Source organism: Klebsiella sp. w6 (assembly GCF_033100215.1).
In the GTDB taxonomy this organism is placed as follows: domain Bacteria; phylum Pseudomonadota; class Gammaproteobacteria; order Enterobacterales; family Enterobacteriaceae; genus Klebsiella; species Klebsiella variicola.
Genome location: NZ_CP136907.1, coordinates 5,179,332 through 5,199,394 on the forward strand (window position 1 = coordinate 5,179,332; position 20,063 = coordinate 5,199,394).

The following is a 20,063-nucleotide window of genomic DNA, read 5'->3' on the forward strand; positions in this document are numbered from 1 at the left end:
CTCCCCTTCCCCGGCGCCGTCCGGAGAAGGGGCTCACCCCCGACCTCTTAGTTATAGGTTAAGGTGATCACCCCGGTGGCGTTTGCCGAACCCGCGGTCACCGCGCTCCCCGTCTTGTAATAGTTAGTGGATAAGGCAAGCGTCTGCATGGCCGCGGCCCCGCCTGGGCTGTCGGGGTTGGTGAAATAGCTATAGCTGGCGTCCGCGCCGCTGTTGGTCACCGTCGTGCGGCTCGAAGTATAGAGGCTGATATCGGTATTTAACGGCAGCGCTTCGCCATCCATATTCAACTGAACCCCCACCCCGGTGGCAACATTCTCCTCTGCCGTTAAGGCTATCACCGTGTTGCCAGGGTTATCCCCACTCGCTTGCGCCGCCGCCACACGCATCGAAACGTTGGTTCCCGGCTCGCAGGCAAGGGTCAGGGACTGCCGCGCGTTCCCCACCTTCGTCGCGGTGTTGAACTCGCTGGCATTGATGCTGCCCATGGCAAAACTGAGATTATTGCTACCGACAATACACCCCATCGGGATCATCTGGATGCTGGTGGTGCCGCTGATGTGCAGCCGGGAAATGGAGAGCGTCGCCTTACTATCCTTCGCCGAAACCGTAGCCACCGGATCGCTGAACGATAATTGACTGTTGCTGGCGATAGCGCCGCCGGTGGCCACCAGCTGCAGCTGATATGCCGGGGTGTAATGGGTCGAGGCATAATAATCAAACAGGCCGGTGGGCTTACCGAGATAGTAATTCACATCGCCGATATAATGCACCTGCGAGTCGGGGCTGAAATCATCGGTATCACCGTCATATTCACCGCTGATATTGAGCCACACCTTGACGCGGAGGCCAATCCCCTGCACCGAGGTGGCATAGATATTATCCCCTATCAGCGCCCCGGCATTGTTCGAGGACCAGGCAAACACCGCGTAGGTGCTTCCCTCGCAGTTAATCAGCTCCGTTTGCGCGCGGGTAATTTTCCCCGAGTCATACAGCACGGTGCCCGCGGTGTAGCTCCCGGCGTTGACCAGAATCTTTTCCGGCAAGTTAGTCATCGAGACATCGCCATAGTTGGTTCCCGTGCAGGCCGCCCAGCTATAGAGGGGACACAGTACCAGCATGAACAAGAAGATCAGTTTTTTCATACCCATCCCTGTCGAAACGTTATTTGTAAGCCACATCGAACGTGGCGGTAAAGCCGACAATCCCCGGCCTTACCTGGCCATAGGGCGAAAACATGCGTGCTACCATATTGAAGATATGGACGTCGGCACGGTCACCAAAGGTATAAAGATACTGGTCGCCAGGCCCGAGGGGCTGCTGATCGGCAAGAGTGAGAAGTTGCATACCGACGCCGCTGGCCCCGTCGCTGCCTGTGCGGAAGTTTTTATAAACCGAGGTGTAAGTGTTATCGAATTTTGCTCCGCTAAATGCGATGGTTACCGCCGACGCATCGGCGGAACAACTGGAAAAGACCAGCTTAACCGGCACGCTGGCGCCGCTCGACCCGGCATTTCCGGAGAACGTCTGCGAGGAGACGGTGCCTAAATCGATACTGTTCGACGGTTCCACGGCCACCTCGCAGGAAGGCGCTTCGATGGTGCCCGTGACGTTAAAATTGACCGTGCTGCTGCCTTCATAAGCCAGCGCCGGAAGGGAGAGCAGCAAAAGGCTGGCCACCAGGATGCCCCTTGTGCTGCCGTCTCGCATATTCATATCAGCCCCTTCTTCCATGTTGAAAACCTGCATCCATTACCGGCATTCGGCCTGATAGAACAGAATATCGTCGCCAAGAGCCATGCTGGAGAAGTCGTAATGAACGGTGCACTGCTCACTGCTTTTCTCCCCCCAGCGCGCTAACAGCTGGCCTTTTTTCTGCAGCCCCGTGAGATACACCTGCCCCTCATCGCCGACAATATTGCTGCGCGCCGCGCTGGCGCGATCATTATCAAGGGTCACCAGCGCGCCGAAAGGCACCACACCGTTGCGAGTACGCAGGGTGAGCATCGCCTTATAGCCAATTCGGGTGTCATACTGCACTTTGACGATTGCATTGCGCGTTGGGACCACCGTTCTGGCGACGTTATCCACCTCGGCGCCAGCCATCTGCTGTTCATCCAGCGCCAGGCTGTTGCGATGGTAAGGGCGAACATACGGTACGACGGCATACCCGGCGGCATCCGTCGTCACGTTGGTCTGGCCCTGCACCCGCACATCGCTGACGCCGGGCGTTTCGATCAGTGCAGCACTCTCACCCAGAAAGCGCGACAGCGTGAGCCCGCCCGCGTGAGCAACCATGCCGCCGCGCAGCGAATAATTGTAGTGATTGCTGTAGTGGTCGTAGCCATAGCCGCCGGCGACATCGCCTTTTGCTCCCTGATAATTGACGCTGAGGTTGCCGGAGGTGCTCTTATCCTGGGTGTTGTAACCCTCCTGGAGACTCCAGTTGAGAGAGCGATCCTCGAACGCCGAGCCATTGAGCCCCACGCTGTGCGTGGTGTCGTTATGCCGACCATGGTTCAAGGTGTAATTCGCCGAGAGCGTCTCGCCAAGCGGGATGCTTAGCGTCAGGGAGACGATGGTATCGCTGGCCGGCCGGTTATTGCCGCTGTCATCGGTGCTTTGCACATTGCGGTTATAGGAATAGTTAATAAAGTAGGAGGCCCTGCCAATCGACCCGCTATAGCCCACGCCTACCGACTCCATGCGCGAGCTGTCCCAATAGGTTTCATTGACCAGAGAAAGCGAGAGCGAACCATAGCCGAACAGCGTCTGCGACAGCGAAGCGTCAAACCGGCCTTTCGTTCTGCCGCTCTGCGTACAGCAGTCGCGCTGCGTGGAGGCGTTATCGACAAAATCCTGAAACGAATAGTATCCCGCGGTGGAGTAGCGATAGCCGGCCACGGAAAAGCTGGTGCCCGTCTGCAGAAAGCTTTTGCTGAAGCGGACGCGATACGATTGCCCCTGTTCTTTGCGGGTTGACGAGGCCGTATCGCTGGTTTTCACGTCGGCCCACGACTGAGAGCCGTCAAACGACAGCGCGCCGATGGTGCCAAGGTTAAAGCCAGCGCCTAACAGCAGGTTGGTGTATTTATCTTCCGCCTGCTGAAAGCCGGTATAGAGAGTAAAGTTACTGGTGGCGCCATAGGCCAGGGAAGACTGAATAAAGTTGTATTCTTTATCGTCGGAGCTGCCTGAGCGCGTCCTGCCGCTGCTCAGCGCATAGTCCAGCTGGCCCTCGCGCTGCAGGACCGCCAGCGAGGCAAAAGGCACCACAAAGTTTTGCTCGCTGCCGTCAGACTCTTTAACGGTGACGTACAGATCGCCGGCGCTGCCGGTGGCATACAGATCGTTAATCTCAAAGGCGCCGGGAGCGACGGTGGTTTTATAAATGCTGTAACCATTCTGATAAACCGAGACCTCCGCGGTGGTGCGCGCGATCCCTCGAATCGTCGGCGCAAAGCCATGCAGGCTATCCGGCAGCATCTCTTTGTCCGAACTGAGCTGCAGGCCGGTAAAGCTCACACTGTCGAAGATGCCGGAAGAGGTATAGGTATTACCGACCACCAGTTGACTGCGCAGGGTGTGAATATCGCGGGCAAGGTACGAGTAAACCGACTCCCAGCGGCTGCTGTTGTCGCTGTGGCTATAGGTGCTGTAGTTGCGCAGACGCCATGGCCCCAGATTCACCCCAGGCTGCAAGCTAACAAACTGGCTGTCTACGGTCGCGCCATTATGCCGCGGCGCATTGCGCTGCCCGGTGACACTATAGTTGAGAAGACCGGCGTTGATCCCCTGCTGCCACTGGCTCTCCGGTATATAGTCTCTTGGGCGATTCAGCATCGCGGCCTGCGGCACGGTAAAATCGATTCGCTGTTGGGCAAGAGACACCGAAAATGTCATCCCGGGGATCGCCGACAGCCGGGCGCAGGTTTCCCCTGCCGCGAACAGCTGGGGATAGGCGGTGGTATTAATCAACCACGAATTCAGATACTCCGCGGAAAGACAGGGAGAAGCGGTCGCGCCTGCGTCATGGCCAATTTCCTGAAAGGTCAGCGATTCTGAACTGACATACTTATCATTGATGTAAACATCCAGATGATAGGTGCCCGGCGGTACGCCATCTTGCGAAAAATAGGACAGATCCACCGAAGCCGCAGGATCCTCGGCGACTTCGAGTAAATTCGGGTTGAAATATTCACCGGCCTCAGCGCGAGAAGACAAGGTACTCAGGCACAAAACAATAGCGACGCAGATACTTTTGGTTGAAAACAGTAGCTCAACGCTACTGAATGATAGCGGTATATTTCTTCCCTGACATACCATAATCATTAATCACGCTCCATGTGATCTCTTTTTTCCCTGTCGCGGACAAGGTACTCTGCACGGGTATTTTTAAAGTAGAAAATGGGGCAGCAAACCATGCGCCAGAAATATTTTTCCCGTTAAGACTAACCTGGGAAAAATTCATATACAGCGGTGAGTTATTTTTTACCGTCACCGAGTCCCCCGCTTTTCCCCACTGTAATTTTTCGGCATACGATTCCGGTGTATTGCCTTTTAACGCGGCAGGTCGATAAATCAATTTTATTTTCGAGTTGATGGCAAACTGCACCACATTTTTATCCGGGACATATTCCGTTGCCGGGATCCCTTTGATATTGAGCCAAAACATCGACTCGCGATCGTCGGGTAATTTTTTTCCTGAGCGGACAACGCGCACGAATCCTTTCTCTCCGGCTTTGAGACGGAACAGCGGCGGCGTAATAATAAACGCGTCTTTGGCTGGCGACGCGGCATCCACCACCGAGAGCCAGGACTGGACGATATTGCTGCTCTGATCTTTATTCTCAACCGTGATGACGGCGTTGTTTTTCGCACCATCAAACACCAGACGCGTGCCGCCCACGACCACGCTGGCTTGCGCAATAGAGGAAGACAGCAAAAAACCGACCACAAAAAAAGGATATCTCATACGTTTAATTAAAGGGGAATAGCAGACGATTCCCCTTTCTCCATTCAACAAAACGCCGAATTAATAATAAGTCACGTTATAAGTCACAGTTGTCTGAACGGTACCTTTCGTCGGATCGGTATCACCCGACTTCACCATTTTAACGGTGAATGGAATGGTTGCGGCACCGGAAGAAATATCGACATCCGAACCCTCTTCATTATTCTTCATCACCTTACCCGCTTCGTCGAAAAGGGCCACAGCAACACCGGTTGCCGGCTCATCAGTCGCCTGGTTTTTAAAATAATCGCTGTTCGCGGTATCGGAAACACCGCCAAAAGTGACGCGAGCGATACTGTTGCCACCGTCTTCCGCGGTCGGGCAATCGGCTAAGCTAAAGGAGAAGTTCTTGGCAGCGCCGAAGGTATACGCTTTCAGATCCGCCACTGAGGTGGTGCCCATATCAATAGCCGTTACGCCGCCGTCAATAGTCGCCGTACAGGTCGTATCGGAAACAACACCATTAAAAGTAATGGTGTTATCGGCCTGAGCAACGGTAGACAGCACGCTGCAGGCAGAGAAAATCAGGGCACCAGCCAGAATTTTTTTACTCATCTTCATATTTATTCCCATATCCATTATAAACGACAATCAGTCCGTCAATTGTTTTATGCAGATATATTAGAGAATGAATTTGCATCCGCGCGGCGTCACATACACATTTACGTGACATATGATTTATGATAATTAATATTATACATAAATAAACGACCAGCATTTGAATCCATTCAATAATACAAGCCCGCGTAAAAAGAATAACGAACAGAGGGTAAAAGCTCAATTATTAATGTAAAAATTGATTTTTAAACAAATCGCCTTAAAAAATGAGAAAAATAAGATGAAGTTCCTTTGAAATCATAGCGATACAAACTTATAAAATTCTTAGAGATAATAAAAAGCCTATACATCATTCGCAATATAATTAGATCAGTATTGATTATGAAATATTTAGTTACAAAGAGAGGATGGTAATAAGAATTGCCTTAATCTTTTCTGATGACCAATAACCGGCATAAACAAAAAGGGGCGAAAATAGTTCACAACTATTCCGCCCCTCAATATTTCATAACAACCGGTTACACGAGAACGCTAAAACAGCAGCCAGCGCACTAACGGCGCCGCCAGCACCACCACTACGCCAGACAGCATCATCACCAGGCTGGCCACCACGCCCTCCTGCTGGCCCAGCTCATAGGAGCGCGCCGTCCCGGCACCATGGGAAGCCGCGCCGAACCCGGCTCCTTTCGCCATCCCTTCCCGGATAGCCAGGCGTAAAAACAGCATATCCCCCACCGCCATGCCAAAGACGCCGGTGATCACCACAAACAGCGCCACCAGATCGGGCTGACCACCGAGCGGTTTCGCCGCCGCCAGCGCAAAGGGCGTGGTCACCGAGCGCACCGCCAGGCTGCGCTGGATTTCATCAGACAACATCAATCCGCGCGCCAGCCATACGGAGCTGGTCACCGCCACCACCACCGCCGTTACCACCCCGGCGCTGAGCGACATCCAGTGGCGTTTGATCACCGCGACATTTTCATAGACCGGGACGGCAAAGGCGATAGTGGCGGGGCCCAGCAGCCACAGCAGCCAGTGGGTCTCTCCCATATAGCTCTGATAAGAGATATGGCCCAGCACCAGGATCAGCACCAGCAGGATCGGCGTGAACACCAGCGGCATCAGCGGCAGTTTATGAAAACGGCGATACAGTCTTTTATTGGCGTAATAGAGACCCAGCGTCGCCACCAGACACAGGACGCTCAGCATGACATCATTCATTTTTTTAGCCGGCTCACTTCGTAACGGTAAACCCTGTCGACGACCCAGGCCGTCGCGCCGAGCACCATCAGCGTGCTTAAGGCGATCACCAGGAAAATCCGCCAGCCATCAACCATCAGCAGCTGGGTATAATTGACCACCGCGACCACCGCCGGGACGAAAAACAGCAGCATCTCCGCCAGCAGCCAGCGGGCGCCGGCGCGAACCCAGCTCAGGGGGATCACCCGGCAGACGATCAGCAGCAGGAGCATCACCATGCCGACCAGGTTAGCCGGCAGGGGTACCTGCCACCTGTTCACCAGATATTGCGCAAAAATAAATAACCCGACATAAAGAAGCACCTGCAGCGGGATTTGAAGACGCTGCGCCACGGCGGGGGCAACGCGAGCTGGCGCGAAGGCCATGAGCGATATTCCTGAAAAAAAGAAGTCAGGGGTGCAGTATAGAGAGCCGCCGAAGCGGACAGAAATGAATTAAAATCATCGCAGGTATAGTCTCAGGGAATAATTATGGATATCCGAACGCTGCGCTATTTCGTTGAAGTGGTTCGTCAGCAGAGTTTTACTCGCGCGGCGGAAAAGCTGTTCGTCACACAGCCCACCATCAGCAAGATGCTCAAAAATCTCGAAGATGAACTGAACTGCACGCTGTTGATCCGCGATGGCCGTAAACTGCTGCTCACCGATACCGGGCGCGTTGTTTTTGAACGCGGCCAGGCGATCCTTGGCGAGTTCAGCCAGCTGGAGTCAGAACTGAGCGATATCAACCACCTGCATAAAGGGGTGCTGCGGCTTGGCATTCCACCGATGGTCGGAATGCTGATGGCGGAGCCGATCAGCCGCTTCCGCGAGCGCTACCCGGGCGTCGAGCTGAAAATCGCCGAGTTTGGCGGCCTGACGGTCCAGCAGGCGGTCAGCAACGGCGAGCTCGATATGGCGATGACCGCCCTGCCCATCGAAGAGGGTAGCCACCTCACCACCCTGCCGTTGTTCAACCACCCGCTGTGCGTCCTGACGCCAAGAACCGCGCCGTGGGAGGGCGTGACCTCGCTCTCGCCGGCCGAGCTGGCGGCGTATCCGCTGGTCATCTACAACGAAGAATTTGCCCTCAGCCAGCAGCTGATGCGCCTGTTTACCGAGCATGACGTAAAGCCGCGTATCGCGGTGCGCAGCGGCCAGTGGGATTTTCTCGCCGCGATGGTGCAGGCCGGCATTGGCGTGGCGATCCTGCCCGAGCCGATTTGCCAGCGTCTCGACCCGCAGAACTTTTGCTGGATCCCATTGCAAAGCGAGCTGCGCTGGGAGCTGGGGATGATTTGGCGGGAGGGCGTGTATATGTCGCGCAGCGCTGAGGCCTGGCTGGCGTGCAGTAAAGCGTTCTGGCTGGAATAATTCCCTGGTGACAACGCGTTTCGCAGAGGAATGGGTAGCCCGGGTCAAGCGCTTGCGCCGCTGCCCGGGTTTCCCCCGGTCGCGCTAACGCTTACCGGGGCGACACATTTACTGCAGTCTCGCCAGTAGCCCGAATAAGCGTCGCGCTATCCGGACTAAAGGTTATTGATCTTCGATTAACAGCGCTTCCAGCAGGTCGAGATCGTGCAGCAGCTTCTGCAGCGTCTCGTTACTGATCTGCCGGGTGGCGCGCAGGTGATACAGCTCTCCACGCTCGGAGCGCAGCGCCGCCAGACGGAAGCGGCGCTCCAGGCTCTCTTCGAGCATAGAGGTCTCCACGTCGTTACGACCATCGGCGCGCCGGCGCAGGTTACCGATCACCCGCGAACTGACTTCGGTCAGCAGCTGATTATCGATATTCTCTTTGGTATCCGCCGCCAGGCGCTCTTCCATCTTCTGGATCGCCACAATCGCCACGTCTGCCGTCGCTGCGCGCGCCAGCCGTTCCTCTTTCCGCTGCTGCACGTTGTCACTCGATTCAATGTGGCGCAGCAGGATCGGCAGCGCAATCACCCCGACGAACAGCGAGAACAGGATCACCCCGGCGGCGAGGAAAATCAGCTCATAGCGCGCCGGGAAAACATTCCCGTCCGGCAGCAACAGCGGAATCGAGAGCACACCGGCGAGGGTAATCGCCCCGCGCACCCCGGCCACAGAGGAGATCAGCAGCTCGCGGGTGGTCCAGGAGCCAAACTCCATCGGTTTCTTCTTCAGGAAGCGCTGACTAAGCTTACGCATCGACCACAGCCAGCCAAAACGCACCAGCATCAGCGCGGCATAGATCAGGATGATGTCGGTAAACAGCATCCAGGTCTCGACGTTGGGGTCAGCTTCCGCCGCCACCAGCGAGCTGGAGAGGATATCCGGCAACTGCAGGCCCAACAGCAGGAAGACCATGCCGTTGAAGACAAATTCCAGCATCGCCCAGGTGCTGTTGGCGCGCAGACGCATGGCCAACGGCGCGGTACGCATCACGCCGGAACGGGTGATGGTCATCCCCGCCGCCACCGCCGCCAGGATACCGGAGACACCGATATGTTCGGCAATCAGATAGGAGGCAAACGGCAGCAGGAACAGCAGGACAATCTGCGTGGCGGGTTCATCCCCGCCCCAGCGGCTGAGGAAACGCATCGAACGGCCATACGACCAGCTCACCACAAACCCGGCCAGCACGCCGCCGATCGCCACCTTCAGAAATTCTACGGTCGCGCCGCCAACGGTAAAGACCATAGTGCCCATCGCCACCGCGACGGCAAACTTGAGCGAAACCAGACCAGAGGCGTCGTTCATTAACGCCTCCCCCTGCAGAATGCCCATGATTTTTTTCGGTATCCGCCCTTCCCCGACGATGCCGGAGAGCGCCACGGCATCGGTCGGCGAGAGTACGGCCGCCAGCGCGAACGCCGGGATCAGCGGAATGCCAGGCACAATCCAGTAGATCAGAAAGCCGATGCCGACCACCGTCACGACCACCAGCGCCAGCGCCAGACCAAGGATCTCCCGCCCGTGTTCAATAAACTCACGGGTCGGCGTTTTCCAGCCGTCGGCGAACAGCAGCGGCGGGATAAACAGGACCAGAAACAGCTCTGGATCAAATTCAACGTGCAAACCGAAGGTCGGCCATGCCAGAAGCGCGCCAATGGCGATTTGCATCAGTGGGAGTGGAACCTGAAAGGGCAGTACACGCGTCACTACCCCGGACAGTGAGACCACGAGGGTCATGATGAGGATGGTAAAGAATATTTCCATGTGTTCCCTGTTTGCTGCGTTTTCTTTTATACCTGTGAGGCGTCGTGCCTGTGAATCATACGCTACCCAGATTAACGCAAATGGAAACAGGATGTGGCTTAAAAATAAAACGGGCGGCCTGAGCCGCCCGTGAGGAGCACGAAGGGTTTAAATCGCCCAACCGCCCGCGTAAAACGCCACCAGCGCCACGGCGATAATTACCGTACCGAGGTTCAGCTTGCGCCACTCGCCGGAGACCAGACGGCCAATCACCAGGGTAGCGAAACCGATCATGATGCCGGTCACGATGTTACAGGTCAGCACGATAAACACCGCGGTGATCAGGCCAGCCATCGCGTCAACGAAGTCGTTGAAATCGATTTTTGCCACGTTGCTCAGCATCAGCAGGCCGACGTACATCAGCGCCGGCGCGGTCGCGTAGGCCGGTACCAGATAAGAGAGCGGGGAGAGGAACAGGATCAGCAGGAACAGGACACCGACCGTCACCGCGGTCAGACCGGTTTTACCGCCAGCCGCGGTACCCGCCGCCGATTCGATATACACTGCCGCTGGCGCCGCGCCAACTAAACCGGAGAAGACGCTGCTCAGGGAGTCGGTGGTCAACGCTTTACCGCCGTTGATGATCTGTCCGTCTTTGTCCAGCAGGTTTGCCTGGCCGGCCACCGCGCGGATAGTACCGGTGGCGTCAAAGACCGCCGTCATCACCAGCGCCAGCACGCTGGGCAGCACGACCGGGTTCAGCGCGCCGATGATGTCGAGGCTGCCGATCAGCGAGTTGCCTTTATCATCGCTCAGGGATGGCATGGCGAAAATACCGGAGAAATGGACGTTCGGATCGAAAATCAGGCCCACAATCGACACGCCAATAATGGTCAGCAGAATACCGCCCGGCACCTTCATTTTTTCCAGACCAATGATCACCGCGAGGCCAATCAGCGACATCACCACCGGGAAGCTGGCAAATTTGCCCAGCGCCACCGGCAGACCGTCCAGCGGATTTTTGATCACCAGACCAACGCCGTTGGCGGCGATCAGCAGCAGGAACAGGCCAATCCCGATCCCGGTACCATGCGCCACGCCCTGCGGCAGGTTGCGCAAGATCCAGCTGCGGATGCCGGTCGCGGAAATCACCGTGAACAGGACACCCATCAGGAATACTGCGCCGAGGGCCACCGGAATACTGATCTGCTGCCCCAGCACCAGGCTAAAGGCGGTGAAGGCGGTCAACGAAATGGCGCAGCCGATAGCCATCGGCAGATTTGCCCATAACCCCATCACCAGCGAGCCAACGCCCGCCACCAGACAGGTCGAGACAAACACCGCGGCCGGCGGGAAGCCCGCTTTACCGAGCATGCCCGGCACCACGATGACGGAGTAAACCATCGCCAGAAAGGTAGTAAGACCTGCAACAATCTCCTGACGCACGGTGCTACCGCGCGCCGAAATTTTAAACCAGGCGTCTAATGAACCGCCGGTACGCGCTGAAGGCGTAGACATAGAAAACTTCCCCTGAAAATTTTTATTGTTCGTTGATATGCGTGGTGGACCCTCCACTGCCAGTTAAACGCGATCTCCTTGTACCGAATCGCAGCGCCAGGGGGGCTGCAAAAAAGCAAACGTTTAACTCCGCGCATACACTACGGTGTGTCAACCTTATCTCCTCCCCCTGGATAGCAGAAAAAAGAGGGAGCAAAACAGAAAGGCAAACGATTATCCGGCCTTTAGATAACCCTTTTCAACCGATGTTTATCGTATTTCGCTAAATTTCGCTTATGACGAGCAGAAAATAACCAGACGATGCGCAAACGTTATCGTCTATGCGCAATCCGCTAACAAATTTTTAGTGAGTTGCTTTCATTTGTCGGCGTCATCGGATCCGCTGATACCTCAGGCGCCGGGTAAGGTGAAGGGACCGCCGCGCTCGATGGCCCGCTGCCAGGCCGGACGCTGCTCCACCCGCTGTCGCCAGGCCTCAATATGGACAAGGTCATGCACGCCACCGCGCGCCAACAGCGCCATCACCGGGAAGCTCATCTGGATATCGGCCATACTTAGACGCTCGCCGGCAAACCATGGCCGCGTGGCAAGATGGTCGTCAATAAACCGCGCATGGGTGGCCAGCTGGGGATCCAGCCACGCTTTCTGAATGCCCTTGCCCAGCAGGGCGCCCAGAGAGCGGACGCCAAAGGGCACAGGGGGTTTACCCAGGCTGGCGAACACCAGCTTCATTAACAGCAGCGGCATCAGCGAGCCTTCGGCATAGTGCAGCCAGAAGCGGTACTGCAGTTTGTCCTCTATCGCCTGCGGCTTCAGCAGCCCGCCGCTGTCCCAGGTCTCCTGCAAATACTCGAGAATGGCCCCGGACTCCGCCAGCACATAGCCGTTGTCTTCCAGCACCGGCGATTTCCCCAACGGATGGACTTTCTTCAGCGCCGCCGGCGCCAGCATCGACTTTTCCCGCTGATAGCGGACTATCTGATAAGGCAGCTGCAGCTCTTCCAGTGCCCACAGTACGCGTTGCGATCGTGATTGATTAAGATGGTGTACCGTCAGCATGGGCCTCTCCCGTGGTTTGTTCAAATTAACTATAGGAACAGGCGCTCATTGCCGGGAAAATTTCGGCAAAATAGTAAGGAAAAAATGGCAGCAGCTGCCATAGTTAAAGTGTCGACGCAAACCGGAACCTCCATCAACAGATTGCGCAATACTGAGGGACGTCGATGTCGGGGGAAACCCTCTCGTGAACCAGCGAGATAATGCGAAAGACAAAGACCGGAAAACAACTAAAGCGCCCAGTTGTGGCGCTTTAGTTTTATTACTCCTCTTCCAGCAGCCGGGCGCCGGTCCCCTCTTCCCCCAGCTTATCGCCCGGGTTGCGCAGCGGGCAGTCGCGCCGTGATAAACAGCCGCAGCCGATACAGCCGTCGAGCTGGTCGCGCAACGCCGTCAGGGTATGAATACGCCGGTCCAGCTCCTCACGCCACTGCGATGACAGCATCTTCCACTCTTTTGCGCTGAGGTTGTGCCCTTCCGGCAGTACGCCAAACGCGTCGCCGATGGTCGCCAGCGGGATGCCGATGCGTTGCGCAATTTTGATAATCGCCACCGCGCGCAGGACATCGCGCCGGTAGCGCCGCTGGTTGCCGGCATTCCGCTGGCTATGGATCAGGCCTTTACTCTCATAAAAATGGAGAGCCGAGACCGCCACGCCGGTTCGTTTTGCCACTTCCCCGGGCGTCAGCAGCATTTTGATGCGGGGTGATTTCTTTTCCATAAAGCGCTTTACCTCAAGTTAACTTGAGGAATTATACTCGCCCGCAGACAAAACGACGAATCGAGAATTGAGAGAGGCCGCTTTATGTCCCATCAGGATATTATTCAAACACTGATTGAATGGATTGATGAACATATCGATCAACCACTTAACATTGATATAGTCGCCAGAAAGTCAGGATACTCGAAATGGTATCTGCAGCGGATGTTCCGTACCGTAATGCATCAGACGCTGGGTGATTATATTCGTCAGCGCCGCCTGCTGCTGGCGGCGGAAGCGTTGCGAACCACTCAGCGACCTATCTTTGATATCGCGATGGATCTGGGCTACGTCTCGCAGCAAACCTTCTCCCGGGTGTTCCGTCGCGAGTTCGACCGCACTCCCAGCGACTACCGCCATCAGATCTCCGCGTGACGCGGCGGCTGAGGCCTGCTTATGGGCGTGGGAGCATTCGCTAACCACTGCATAAACTCCCGCGCCGGCATGGCTTTCGCAAACAGCCAGCCCTGACAAAATTGCACGCCGCGCTTGTAGAGCCAGCTTACCTGCTCCGGGGTCTCCACCCCTTCCGCGATAGTTTTTAAACGCAGCCCGCGCGCCATCTCGATGATGTGCTCAGCGATCAGATGGCTGGTGTTGTTGGTGGTCAGCGTATCAACGAAGGTTTTATCGATTTTGAGGATATCGACATTCAGCGCGTGCAGATTATGCAGATTCGAGTAGCCGGTACCGAAATCATCGATCGCAATCTCATAGCCTGCTTCGCGGAACGCCTGGATCACCGGCGTCGTTTTCGCCACGTCGATAAACCCGCGCTCGGTCACTTCGATTTTGATCTGTCCGATGCAGACCGCATAGCTGTGCGCTTTCTCACTGATCTGGGAAATCAGCCGCGCCGAGTGGAAATCGGACGCAGAGAGATTGATCGCCACATACAGCTGCGGATGGCTGGCAAGAAACTCACCCATTTCATAAAACAGCTCGTCCACCACGTAGTCCGTGATCTGGGCAATCATGCCTTCATTTTCCGCCAGCGGGATAAACTCCGCCGGGTTCATCACCGGGCCATCAAACCCCGGCCATCGCAGTAGCGCCTCCGCCCCGACGCAGCGGTTATTTTTAATATCGATAATCGGCTGGTAGTGCAGCCGCAGCTGGCGGCAGCTCAGAGCCCGCTGTAGCATATTGCGCGGCGAGTGATACTGGCGGCGGGTTCGTGTCCACACCAGCACCAGTAAAATACTGCAAATGATCCCCAGCGGCAGCGTCAGGCTCGCCTGGTCACAGAAGTTGTGGTAGTAGCTGGCCCGGGAGGTGGACATGATGACCGCGATCGGCCGGATAGCGGAGCGGGCTATCGTATACACCCGGCCATTCTGATTAAAAAAAGCATCGCCTTCGCGAATTAACGCCTGGAGTTCGGCGGGCTCAACATTATTACTCAGCGAGAAAAAGAGGTTGGTTTTAGTATCGAAAACGCCATAGGCTAAATCGCGGTCGCTGGCAATCACCGAGCTGAACGAGTAGGGGTTGACCACCACCACATAGGGCCCCTTCTGCATATAATTCATGGCAAAGCCCGGGTAAAACGGCGTATCCCGATAGTAGTAAATCGCCACATCCGGCTTTTTGGTGTAATTCGCCGCGGGCATCCGCCAGCCGGTCTCGGGATGAGCGGACGTTGAACAGATAAAGCGCTGACCGTTGGCGTAGATCAGATCTTCTACATACAGCAGACCGCGAACAATATGCAGTAAATAACGCTGGTGCTCCGCTGAGCATAGCTCACCACGATACTGGCTGGCTTTAAACCGCGCCTGATCCGCTTCCCGGATGACCATTTCTGTTTTTTGCAGCGCCAGCTGCGAAAATGAGTGCAATTGATCAATGGTTTCGGCTTTGGCCCGCAGCTGGGCAAACCACAATGCCAACATCACCGGCAATAAAATAACCAGCCCCATTCCGACAAGTCTGAGCGCCTTATGCGGCGCACTGTCAGCCATTTACGCTTTCATCCATGCGATATGCCTTAATTAAGGTAGCCCGAACACGTTAGCAATCGCGACTGCGATAGACATCAGCAGATATCTGCCAGCCCTTCAGGGCGTCAGCTTTTCAGCTGGTGGTGTTGAATAATACTTATTTATCAGGTATTCGAAAGATATTCTCGTCAGATTAAGAATAGACGCGCATCTGACTCGGTTTCTCCGTGTAATAAACAGGAACTGGTAATAAAACCCGCAGAATAATAATCATTAGCAAGAGAATGAAAATAAGATAATCGGGTTTTGCTTACCTATATCCACACAAAATAAAAGCTTATTAAGCGCAGCGAAAGCTCATTTTTTGGCTGGCGAATAAAGCACCAAGTGTGATATAGTTCACACAAGTTGATGAAACAGAAATGACGTTTCATCACTCTCTAGTTTGCCAGTCGAGACCAGAGCGCTATGCCATCGTCAGTCGCGCCAGGTCATCCATGGCTCCCCGACTTTCTTTGAGGATAGGTTAATGGCTTCCATTACTACCAGTGTCGTTTTGTTGCGCTGGCCCCTGGTGAGCGCGGTACTGATGTTTCTCGCCAGCTCGTTGAATATCCAGTTACGGAAAAGCGATTATGCCGGTCTGGCAGTGATCTGCAGCTGCCTCGGCCTTGCCGCCGCCTGCTGGTTCGCCACCGGTTTGCTGGGCATCACCCTGATCGATATCGCAAAAATCTGGGGTAATATCAAAGATGTGATGATTGAGGTCATGAGTCAGACGCCGCCAGAATGGCCAATGATGATGACCTGAGGTTAAAAAGCTTCCCACCGGGAAGCTTTTTCGTTTTCTACGGTCCTTACTTCCCCAGTTTCGCCATCATCTCCGGGCGCATAAATTTATGGATCACCACCATAAAGAGCAGCGATGGCACCAGCAAAATCAGCGCCGTAATCGACGAGACCTGATAGTTACCCGACATGCTGGCGTTATAGAGCAGTAGCGGCAGCGTGGTGATATCCGGCGCGCCGACAAAGAAGGTGCCGGTAAACTCATCCAGCGACTCCAGAAAAACGAAGATGCTGGCGGCAACGATCCCCGGCGCCGCCTGCGGCAGCACAATGTGCCAGAAGGTATACACCGGTCCGGCGCCAAGGTTACGCGACGCCCGCGCCAGCAGCGGGTCGATGGATGAGAAGGCTGCCATACAGATCCACACCGAATACATCAGGCCGTGAACGCTATGCACCAGTACCACCCCTGCGATACTGCCGTTCAATCCCCACTGATAAAACAATCGGGCAACATTCATGTATACCGTCAGGTTGGGAAAGGCCTGCGGGATGAGAAACAGCAGCATAAACAGCACCCGCAGCGGCATTTTCCGCAGGGAAAGCGCATAGCCGGCGGGGACGGAAATCAGCAAACAGACCCCCACCGATAACAGGGCGATCAACACGCTGGTTAACAGCGAACCGGACACATCGCTGTATGGATTGAAAACCTGATACCAGTACTTCAAACCCCACTGACTGGGCAGCGAATGGGGAAAATACCAGCTTTCCGCTACGGTCCAGATCAACAGGTTCAGCAACGGGCCAAACATCGCCAGCAGCATAAACAGCAGCAGCAGGGTCTGCAGCGCCAGGCTGGCGCGCACTTTACGGCGCCCTTTTATCCACCATGACGGGGATGAGGCGAGGGTCAGCGCTTTCATGATTCCCCTCCTTTTTGCTGCAGGCTGTGGCGCAGGTAAAACCACGACAGCGCGCCGCAGATCGCCAGCGACACCATACCCAGCGCATTCGCCACCGCGTAATCGCCATAGGAATTCACGCGAAACGCCATATCCACCGTCAGCATCGTCGGCGTTCCGACGCCGATCATCAACGGTACCGACAGCACCGACATCATGGTCACCGTCGACAGCACCAGCGCCACGCCGATGGTCGGCAGGACCTGCGGCAGCATGATATCGAACAGGATCCGCGGCCGGGAGGCGCCAAGGTTACGCGCAGCAAGGATCTGCGACGACTCCAGCGCCGCCATCGCCCCGCAGATCAGCAGCGTGGCAAAGGCCAGTTGCTTCCAGACAAAGGTGATCACTATCCCTTTCCATCCCAGCCAGGAGAGCGTCTCCAGCGGTGTGACCAGGTCGGCCGCCACCAGCGCATTGTTCATCAGGCCATTTTTGGCGAGAAAAGTGCGCATCATCTGGGCGACGACAATAAACGGAATAAACAGCGGTAAGCGATACAAAAAACCCAGCAGACGAACAACGGGTCGGCACGGTGACAGCGCAATCACTGCCGACAGGGTAATGGCGATCAGCGCTAACAGCGCCACTGAGACCAGTACGATAATCAGCGAAAAGAGCACATCACTGGCGTAAAGCGCATAGACCTTGCGGAAGTGATCGAGCGTGAACGGCTGTCCCGGCGCGGTAAACGCCGAGACCAGCGAAAACCCCAGCGGATACAAAAACAGGATCGCGATCATCAGCGCCGCCGGAGCAACCAGCAGCAGATATTTTAATGAACTGGACATAATGCACCTGGCGTCAGCACAAGAAAGCGCCCGGGCCGACAACCCGGGCGGGAGAAGGCGTTAGTTGGCCACCTGGCTTTCGTAACCCTCTTTGATGTCGTCAAAATAGGGAGCGATCGGGAAGCTTTTGCCATACTTTGCCAGCGCTTCCGGCGAGATTTCGGCAAACAGCTTTTGCCAGGTCGCCGTATCCAGCTTCGGCTTCACCTGCCCGGCGTCGATGCCCGGATACCAGTTAAACTGCTTAACGATCCCCTGCGCCTGCACTTCCGGACTGGTGGCCAGCGCGATAAAGTCGCGCGCCAGCTGCGGATTCGCCGCCTTCGCCGGGATGACGTAATACATCGGCTGACCCGGCATACCCGGCGCCAGTAAAGCAAGCTTGATCGAGGGCGGCAGCTTGCCCTGATCTTTCCAGCTATAGAACATATCGACCCACACCGGGCCCATGGCGATTTCCCCCCGGCTCAGCATATCGAGCGTCCCGGCGTTGCCCGGGGTAAAAGTTACGTTTTTATTGAACGCCTTCAGCTTCTCATAGGCCTGCTGCCAGCCTTTTTCGACGCTTTTATCATAGGGCCCGGCGGAGAGACGCTGGGCGTCGGTCCCGTAGGCGTAGATCCAGCCCACCACAAAGCTGACGCCGGACATGCCGTTCTTGATGCCGTTATAGCCAAAAGCCTGCGGATGTTTCTGCGTCCAGGCCACCAGCTCGTCATACGACGCCGGTGGGGTACTGAGCAGATCGCTGTTCCAGGCGATAGCGGTCTGGCTTAAGAACATCGGCATGACGTATCCATCGACGTTAACGCCCAGCGCCTGAGTGGCGCTCGGCGAACTCACCATGCCGCCGGTCTGAATATCCTGACGGTATTTTTGCAGTAATCCCTTTTCCACCTGCTCACCGCCCGCCTTCTGGTGCACTACCGCGACGTCGATATCCCACTGCTGCGCGCCGCTCTCCTGCTGGGCCGTTAGCTTCTCGCTAATTTTATTCGACCCGGCGTCGCCGGGGCCGGTACCGATCACCCGCACCTTGACGCCGGGATGAGCGGCTTCAAATTTTGGCCCCAGCCAGGTTTTTACATAATCCACCATATTCTGATCGCCCGCGGTGGCGACATTCAGAATGGTGTCGGCCTGTGCGCCAAGGCTCAGGAAGAGGGTCGTTACGATCGCTGCTTTCGTCTTAGTCAACATGGATTGTCCCCAGAATGAACACGCTTATATCACTGTGATAGTGGTAAAGGAAAAATATGCAGGGCCGGCGTTGGCACATGGAGCCGAACGCGGCTTTTTGTCGGCCAGCACTGCGCGGCATCGGCCAGTAGCAGGCGGTCATGACAGCGCACGCTGTGGCGATACAGATTGCCCAGAAACGCGCTTTGCTCCACCACGCCCTCCAGAGCAAGTCCCTCCTACGGCGCAGGCTGCGTTAATTCAGCGAGCGCGGCATCAGCGCTGCGAAAATAAATAACTTTTTCCCCCTGCTGAGCGGCGGATAAACCGGATATTGCGGCAGCGGATAATTCACCGGAGGTTATTTTATTATCGGCGCCCATAAAATCAGCGACGAAGGGCGTCGCGGGACGTTGATATATTTGTTCCGGGGTGCCAGTTTGTTCAATACGCCCCTGATTTAATACCGCAATGCGGTCCGCCATCACTAAGGCTTCCTGCTGATCGTGGGTGACAATTAATGACGTGAAACCCAGTCTCTTTTGCAGAGATTTAATTTCATGGCGCACATTCAGGCGCACTTTGGCATCCAGATTAGATAACGGCTCATCCAGCACCAGCACCTGGGGCTCTATGGCCAGGGCTCTTGCCAGCGCCACCCGCTGCCGCTGACCGCCCGACAGTTCGGTCACTTTCACCTCGCCAAGTCCCTCAAGATTCACTATTCGCAGCAGCTCCGCCACCCGCCGCGCGATATCCGCCCCGCGCCATTTGCGCAGCTTCAGGCCATAGCCGATATTGCGCGCTACCGTCAGGTGCGGCCACAGGGCGTAGCTTTGAAACACCATGGTGATATTGCGCTGCTCCGGCGCAAGATGGGTGATCGTTCGACTGGCAATAGCCATCTCGCCGCTTTGCACCGGAATAAAGCCGCAGAGCGCGTTCAGCAGCGTGGTTTTTCCGCATCCCGACGGACCCAGCAGGGCAATCATTTCCCCTTGCTCGACCGCCAGATCGATATTATGTAAAACCACGTTATCGCCATAACTAATTTTAAGGCCGGTGATCTGTAAATAACTCATATTCGCTA

At 55.9% G+C, this 20,063-nt stretch carries 18 protein-coding genes and 1 pseudogene; 3 read left to right on the forward strand and 16 right to left on the reverse strand.

Annotated features, from left to right (window positions below; translation table 11 throughout):
* Nucleotides 1–47: 47 nt before the first annotated feature.
* The 7 genes from R0140_RS25240 to R0140_RS25270 all read right to left on the reverse strand — a co-directional run bounded on the left by R0140_RS25240 (nucleotide 48) and on the right by R0140_RS25270 (nucleotide 7,197).
* On the reverse strand, nucleotides 48–1,145 hold the full coding sequence (locus R0140_RS25240; protein ID WP_023296901.1) for a type 1 fimbrial protein: 1,098 nt from the start codon (nucleotides 1,143–1,145) through the stop codon (nucleotides 48–50).
* Nucleotides 1,146–1,164: 19 nt separating this feature from the next.
* Nucleotides 1,165–1,716 carry a fimbrial protein gene (locus tag R0140_RS25245; RefSeq protein WP_044613841.1) on the reverse strand — a complete coding sequence of 184 codons (552 nt, stop codon included), beginning with the start codon at nucleotides 1,714–1,716 and terminating at the stop codon, nucleotides 1,165–1,167.
* Between the two features lie 36 nt (nucleotides 1,717–1,752).
* Nucleotides 1,753–4,332: a fimbria/pilus outer membrane usher protein gene (locus tag R0140_RS25250; RefSeq protein WP_042946882.1), complete on the reverse strand. Its 2,580-nt coding sequence runs from the start codon at nucleotides 4,330–4,332 to the stop codon at nucleotides 1,753–1,755.
* On the reverse strand, nucleotides 4,286–4,975 hold the full coding sequence (locus R0140_RS25255; protein ID WP_032691118.1) for a fimbrial assembly chaperone: 690 nt from the start codon (nucleotides 4,973–4,975) through the stop codon (nucleotides 4,286–4,288). The genes R0140_RS25250 and R0140_RS25255 overlap by 47 nt, the downstream gene beginning before the upstream one ends.
* 60 nt (nucleotides 4,976–5,035) lie before the next feature.
* A complete protein-coding gene (locus tag R0140_RS25260; RefSeq protein WP_074442684.1) occupies nucleotides 5,036–5,593 on the reverse strand; it encodes a fimbrial protein in 558 nt (185 codons plus the stop codon).
* Between the two features lie 510 nt (nucleotides 5,594–6,103).
* Nucleotides 6,104–6,793, reverse strand: coding sequence for an LrgB family protein (locus R0140_RS25265; RefSeq protein WP_023296899.1), 690 nt, complete (start codon nucleotides 6,791–6,793; stop codon nucleotides 6,104–6,106).
* Nucleotides 6,790–7,197 (reverse strand): CidA/LrgA family protein, encoded by a 408-nt coding sequence (locus R0140_RS25270; protein ID WP_022065207.1) that lies wholly within the window; start codon nucleotides 7,195–7,197, stop codon nucleotides 6,790–6,792. Before R0140_RS25270 ends, R0140_RS25265 begins: the two co-directional genes overlap by 4 nt.
* A 105-nt stretch (nucleotides 7,198–7,302) precedes the next feature.
* Between R0140_RS25270 and R0140_RS25275 the strand changes: the two genes are divergently transcribed.
* Nucleotides 7,303–8,184 carry a LysR family transcriptional regulator gene (locus R0140_RS25275; protein WP_008807271.1) on the forward strand — a complete coding sequence of 294 codons (882 nt, stop codon included), beginning with the start codon at nucleotides 7,303–7,305 and terminating at the stop codon, nucleotides 8,182–8,184.
* Between the two features lie 162 nt (nucleotides 8,185–8,346).
* Here the strand turns inward: R0140_RS25275 and R0140_RS25280 are convergent, their stop codons facing one another.
* The 4 genes from R0140_RS25280 to soxR form a co-directional block, all read right to left on the reverse strand.
* Nucleotides 8,347–9,993: a Na+/H+ antiporter gene (locus R0140_RS25280; RefSeq protein WP_004206334.1), complete on the reverse strand. Its 1,647-nt coding sequence runs from the start codon at nucleotides 9,991–9,993 to the stop codon at nucleotides 8,347–8,349.
* A 147-nt stretch (nucleotides 9,994–10,140) separates the two neighbouring features.
* Entirely contained in the window at nucleotides 10,141–11,490 is a 1,350-nt protein-coding gene (locus R0140_RS25285; protein WP_008807272.1) for an NCS2 family permease, read from the reverse strand.
* 390 nt (nucleotides 11,491–11,880) lie between these two features.
* Nucleotides 11,881–12,549 carry a glutathione S-transferase family protein gene (locus tag R0140_RS25290; RefSeq protein ID WP_008807273.1) on the reverse strand — a complete coding sequence of 223 codons (669 nt, stop codon included), beginning with the start codon at nucleotides 12,547–12,549 and terminating at the stop codon, nucleotides 11,881–11,883.
* Between the two features lie 259 nt (nucleotides 12,550–12,808).
* Complete coding sequence (gene soxR, locus R0140_RS25295; protein WP_004206331.1) at nucleotides 12,809–13,267, reverse strand: redox-sensitive transcriptional activator SoxR; 459 nt, start codon at nucleotides 13,265–13,267, stop codon at nucleotides 12,809–12,811.
* A gap of 84 nt (nucleotides 13,268–13,351) precedes the next feature.
* Between soxR and soxS the strand changes: the two genes are divergently transcribed.
* Nucleotides 13,352–13,681, forward strand: a complete 330-nt coding sequence (gene soxS / locus R0140_RS25300) for a superoxide response transcriptional regulator SoxS (protein WP_004151738.1) — start codon at nucleotides 13,352–13,354, stop codon at nucleotides 13,679–13,681.
* Here soxS and R0140_RS25305 read toward each other — a convergent pair.
* The gene (locus tag R0140_RS25305; protein WP_008807274.1) at nucleotides 13,666–15,270 is read right to left on the reverse strand and encodes an EAL domain-containing protein; all 1,605 of its coding nucleotides are present in this window, start codon (nucleotides 15,268–15,270) and stop codon (nucleotides 13,666–13,668) included. The two genes, soxS and R0140_RS25305, sit on opposite strands and share 16 nt — an antisense overlap.
* A gap of 508 nt (nucleotides 15,271–15,778) precedes the next feature.
* Here R0140_RS25305 and R0140_RS25310 point away from each other — a divergent pair.
* Entirely contained in the window at nucleotides 15,779–16,060 is a 282-nt protein-coding gene (locus tag R0140_RS25310) for a YjcB family protein (protein WP_008807275.1), read from the forward strand.
* A 46-nt stretch (nucleotides 16,061–16,106) separates the two neighbouring features.
* Here the strand turns inward: R0140_RS25310 and R0140_RS25315 are convergent, their stop codons facing one another.
* The 4 genes and pseudogenes from R0140_RS25315 to R0140_RS25330 form a co-directional block, all read right to left on the reverse strand.
* Nucleotides 16,107–16,964, reverse strand: a complete 858-nt coding sequence (locus R0140_RS25315; RefSeq protein ID WP_032741336.1) for an ABC transporter permease — start codon at nucleotides 16,962–16,964, stop codon at nucleotides 16,107–16,109.
* The gene (locus tag R0140_RS25320; RefSeq protein WP_012969154.1) at nucleotides 16,961–17,794 is read right to left on the reverse strand and encodes an ABC transporter permease; all 834 of its coding nucleotides are present in this window, start codon (nucleotides 17,792–17,794) and stop codon (nucleotides 16,961–16,963) included. The genes R0140_RS25315 and R0140_RS25320 overlap by 4 nt, the downstream gene beginning before the upstream one ends.
* A 60-nt stretch (nucleotides 17,795–17,854) precedes the next feature.
* Nucleotides 17,855–18,994 (reverse strand): ABC transporter substrate-binding protein, encoded by a 1,140-nt coding sequence (locus tag R0140_RS25325; protein ID WP_008807278.1) that lies wholly within the window; start codon nucleotides 18,992–18,994, stop codon nucleotides 17,855–17,857.
* 29 nt (nucleotides 18,995–19,023) lie between these two features.
* A pseudogene (locus R0140_RS25330) lies at nucleotides 19,024–20,055 on the reverse strand (ABC transporter ATP-binding protein).
* Nucleotides 20,056–20,063: the final 8 nt, after the last annotated feature.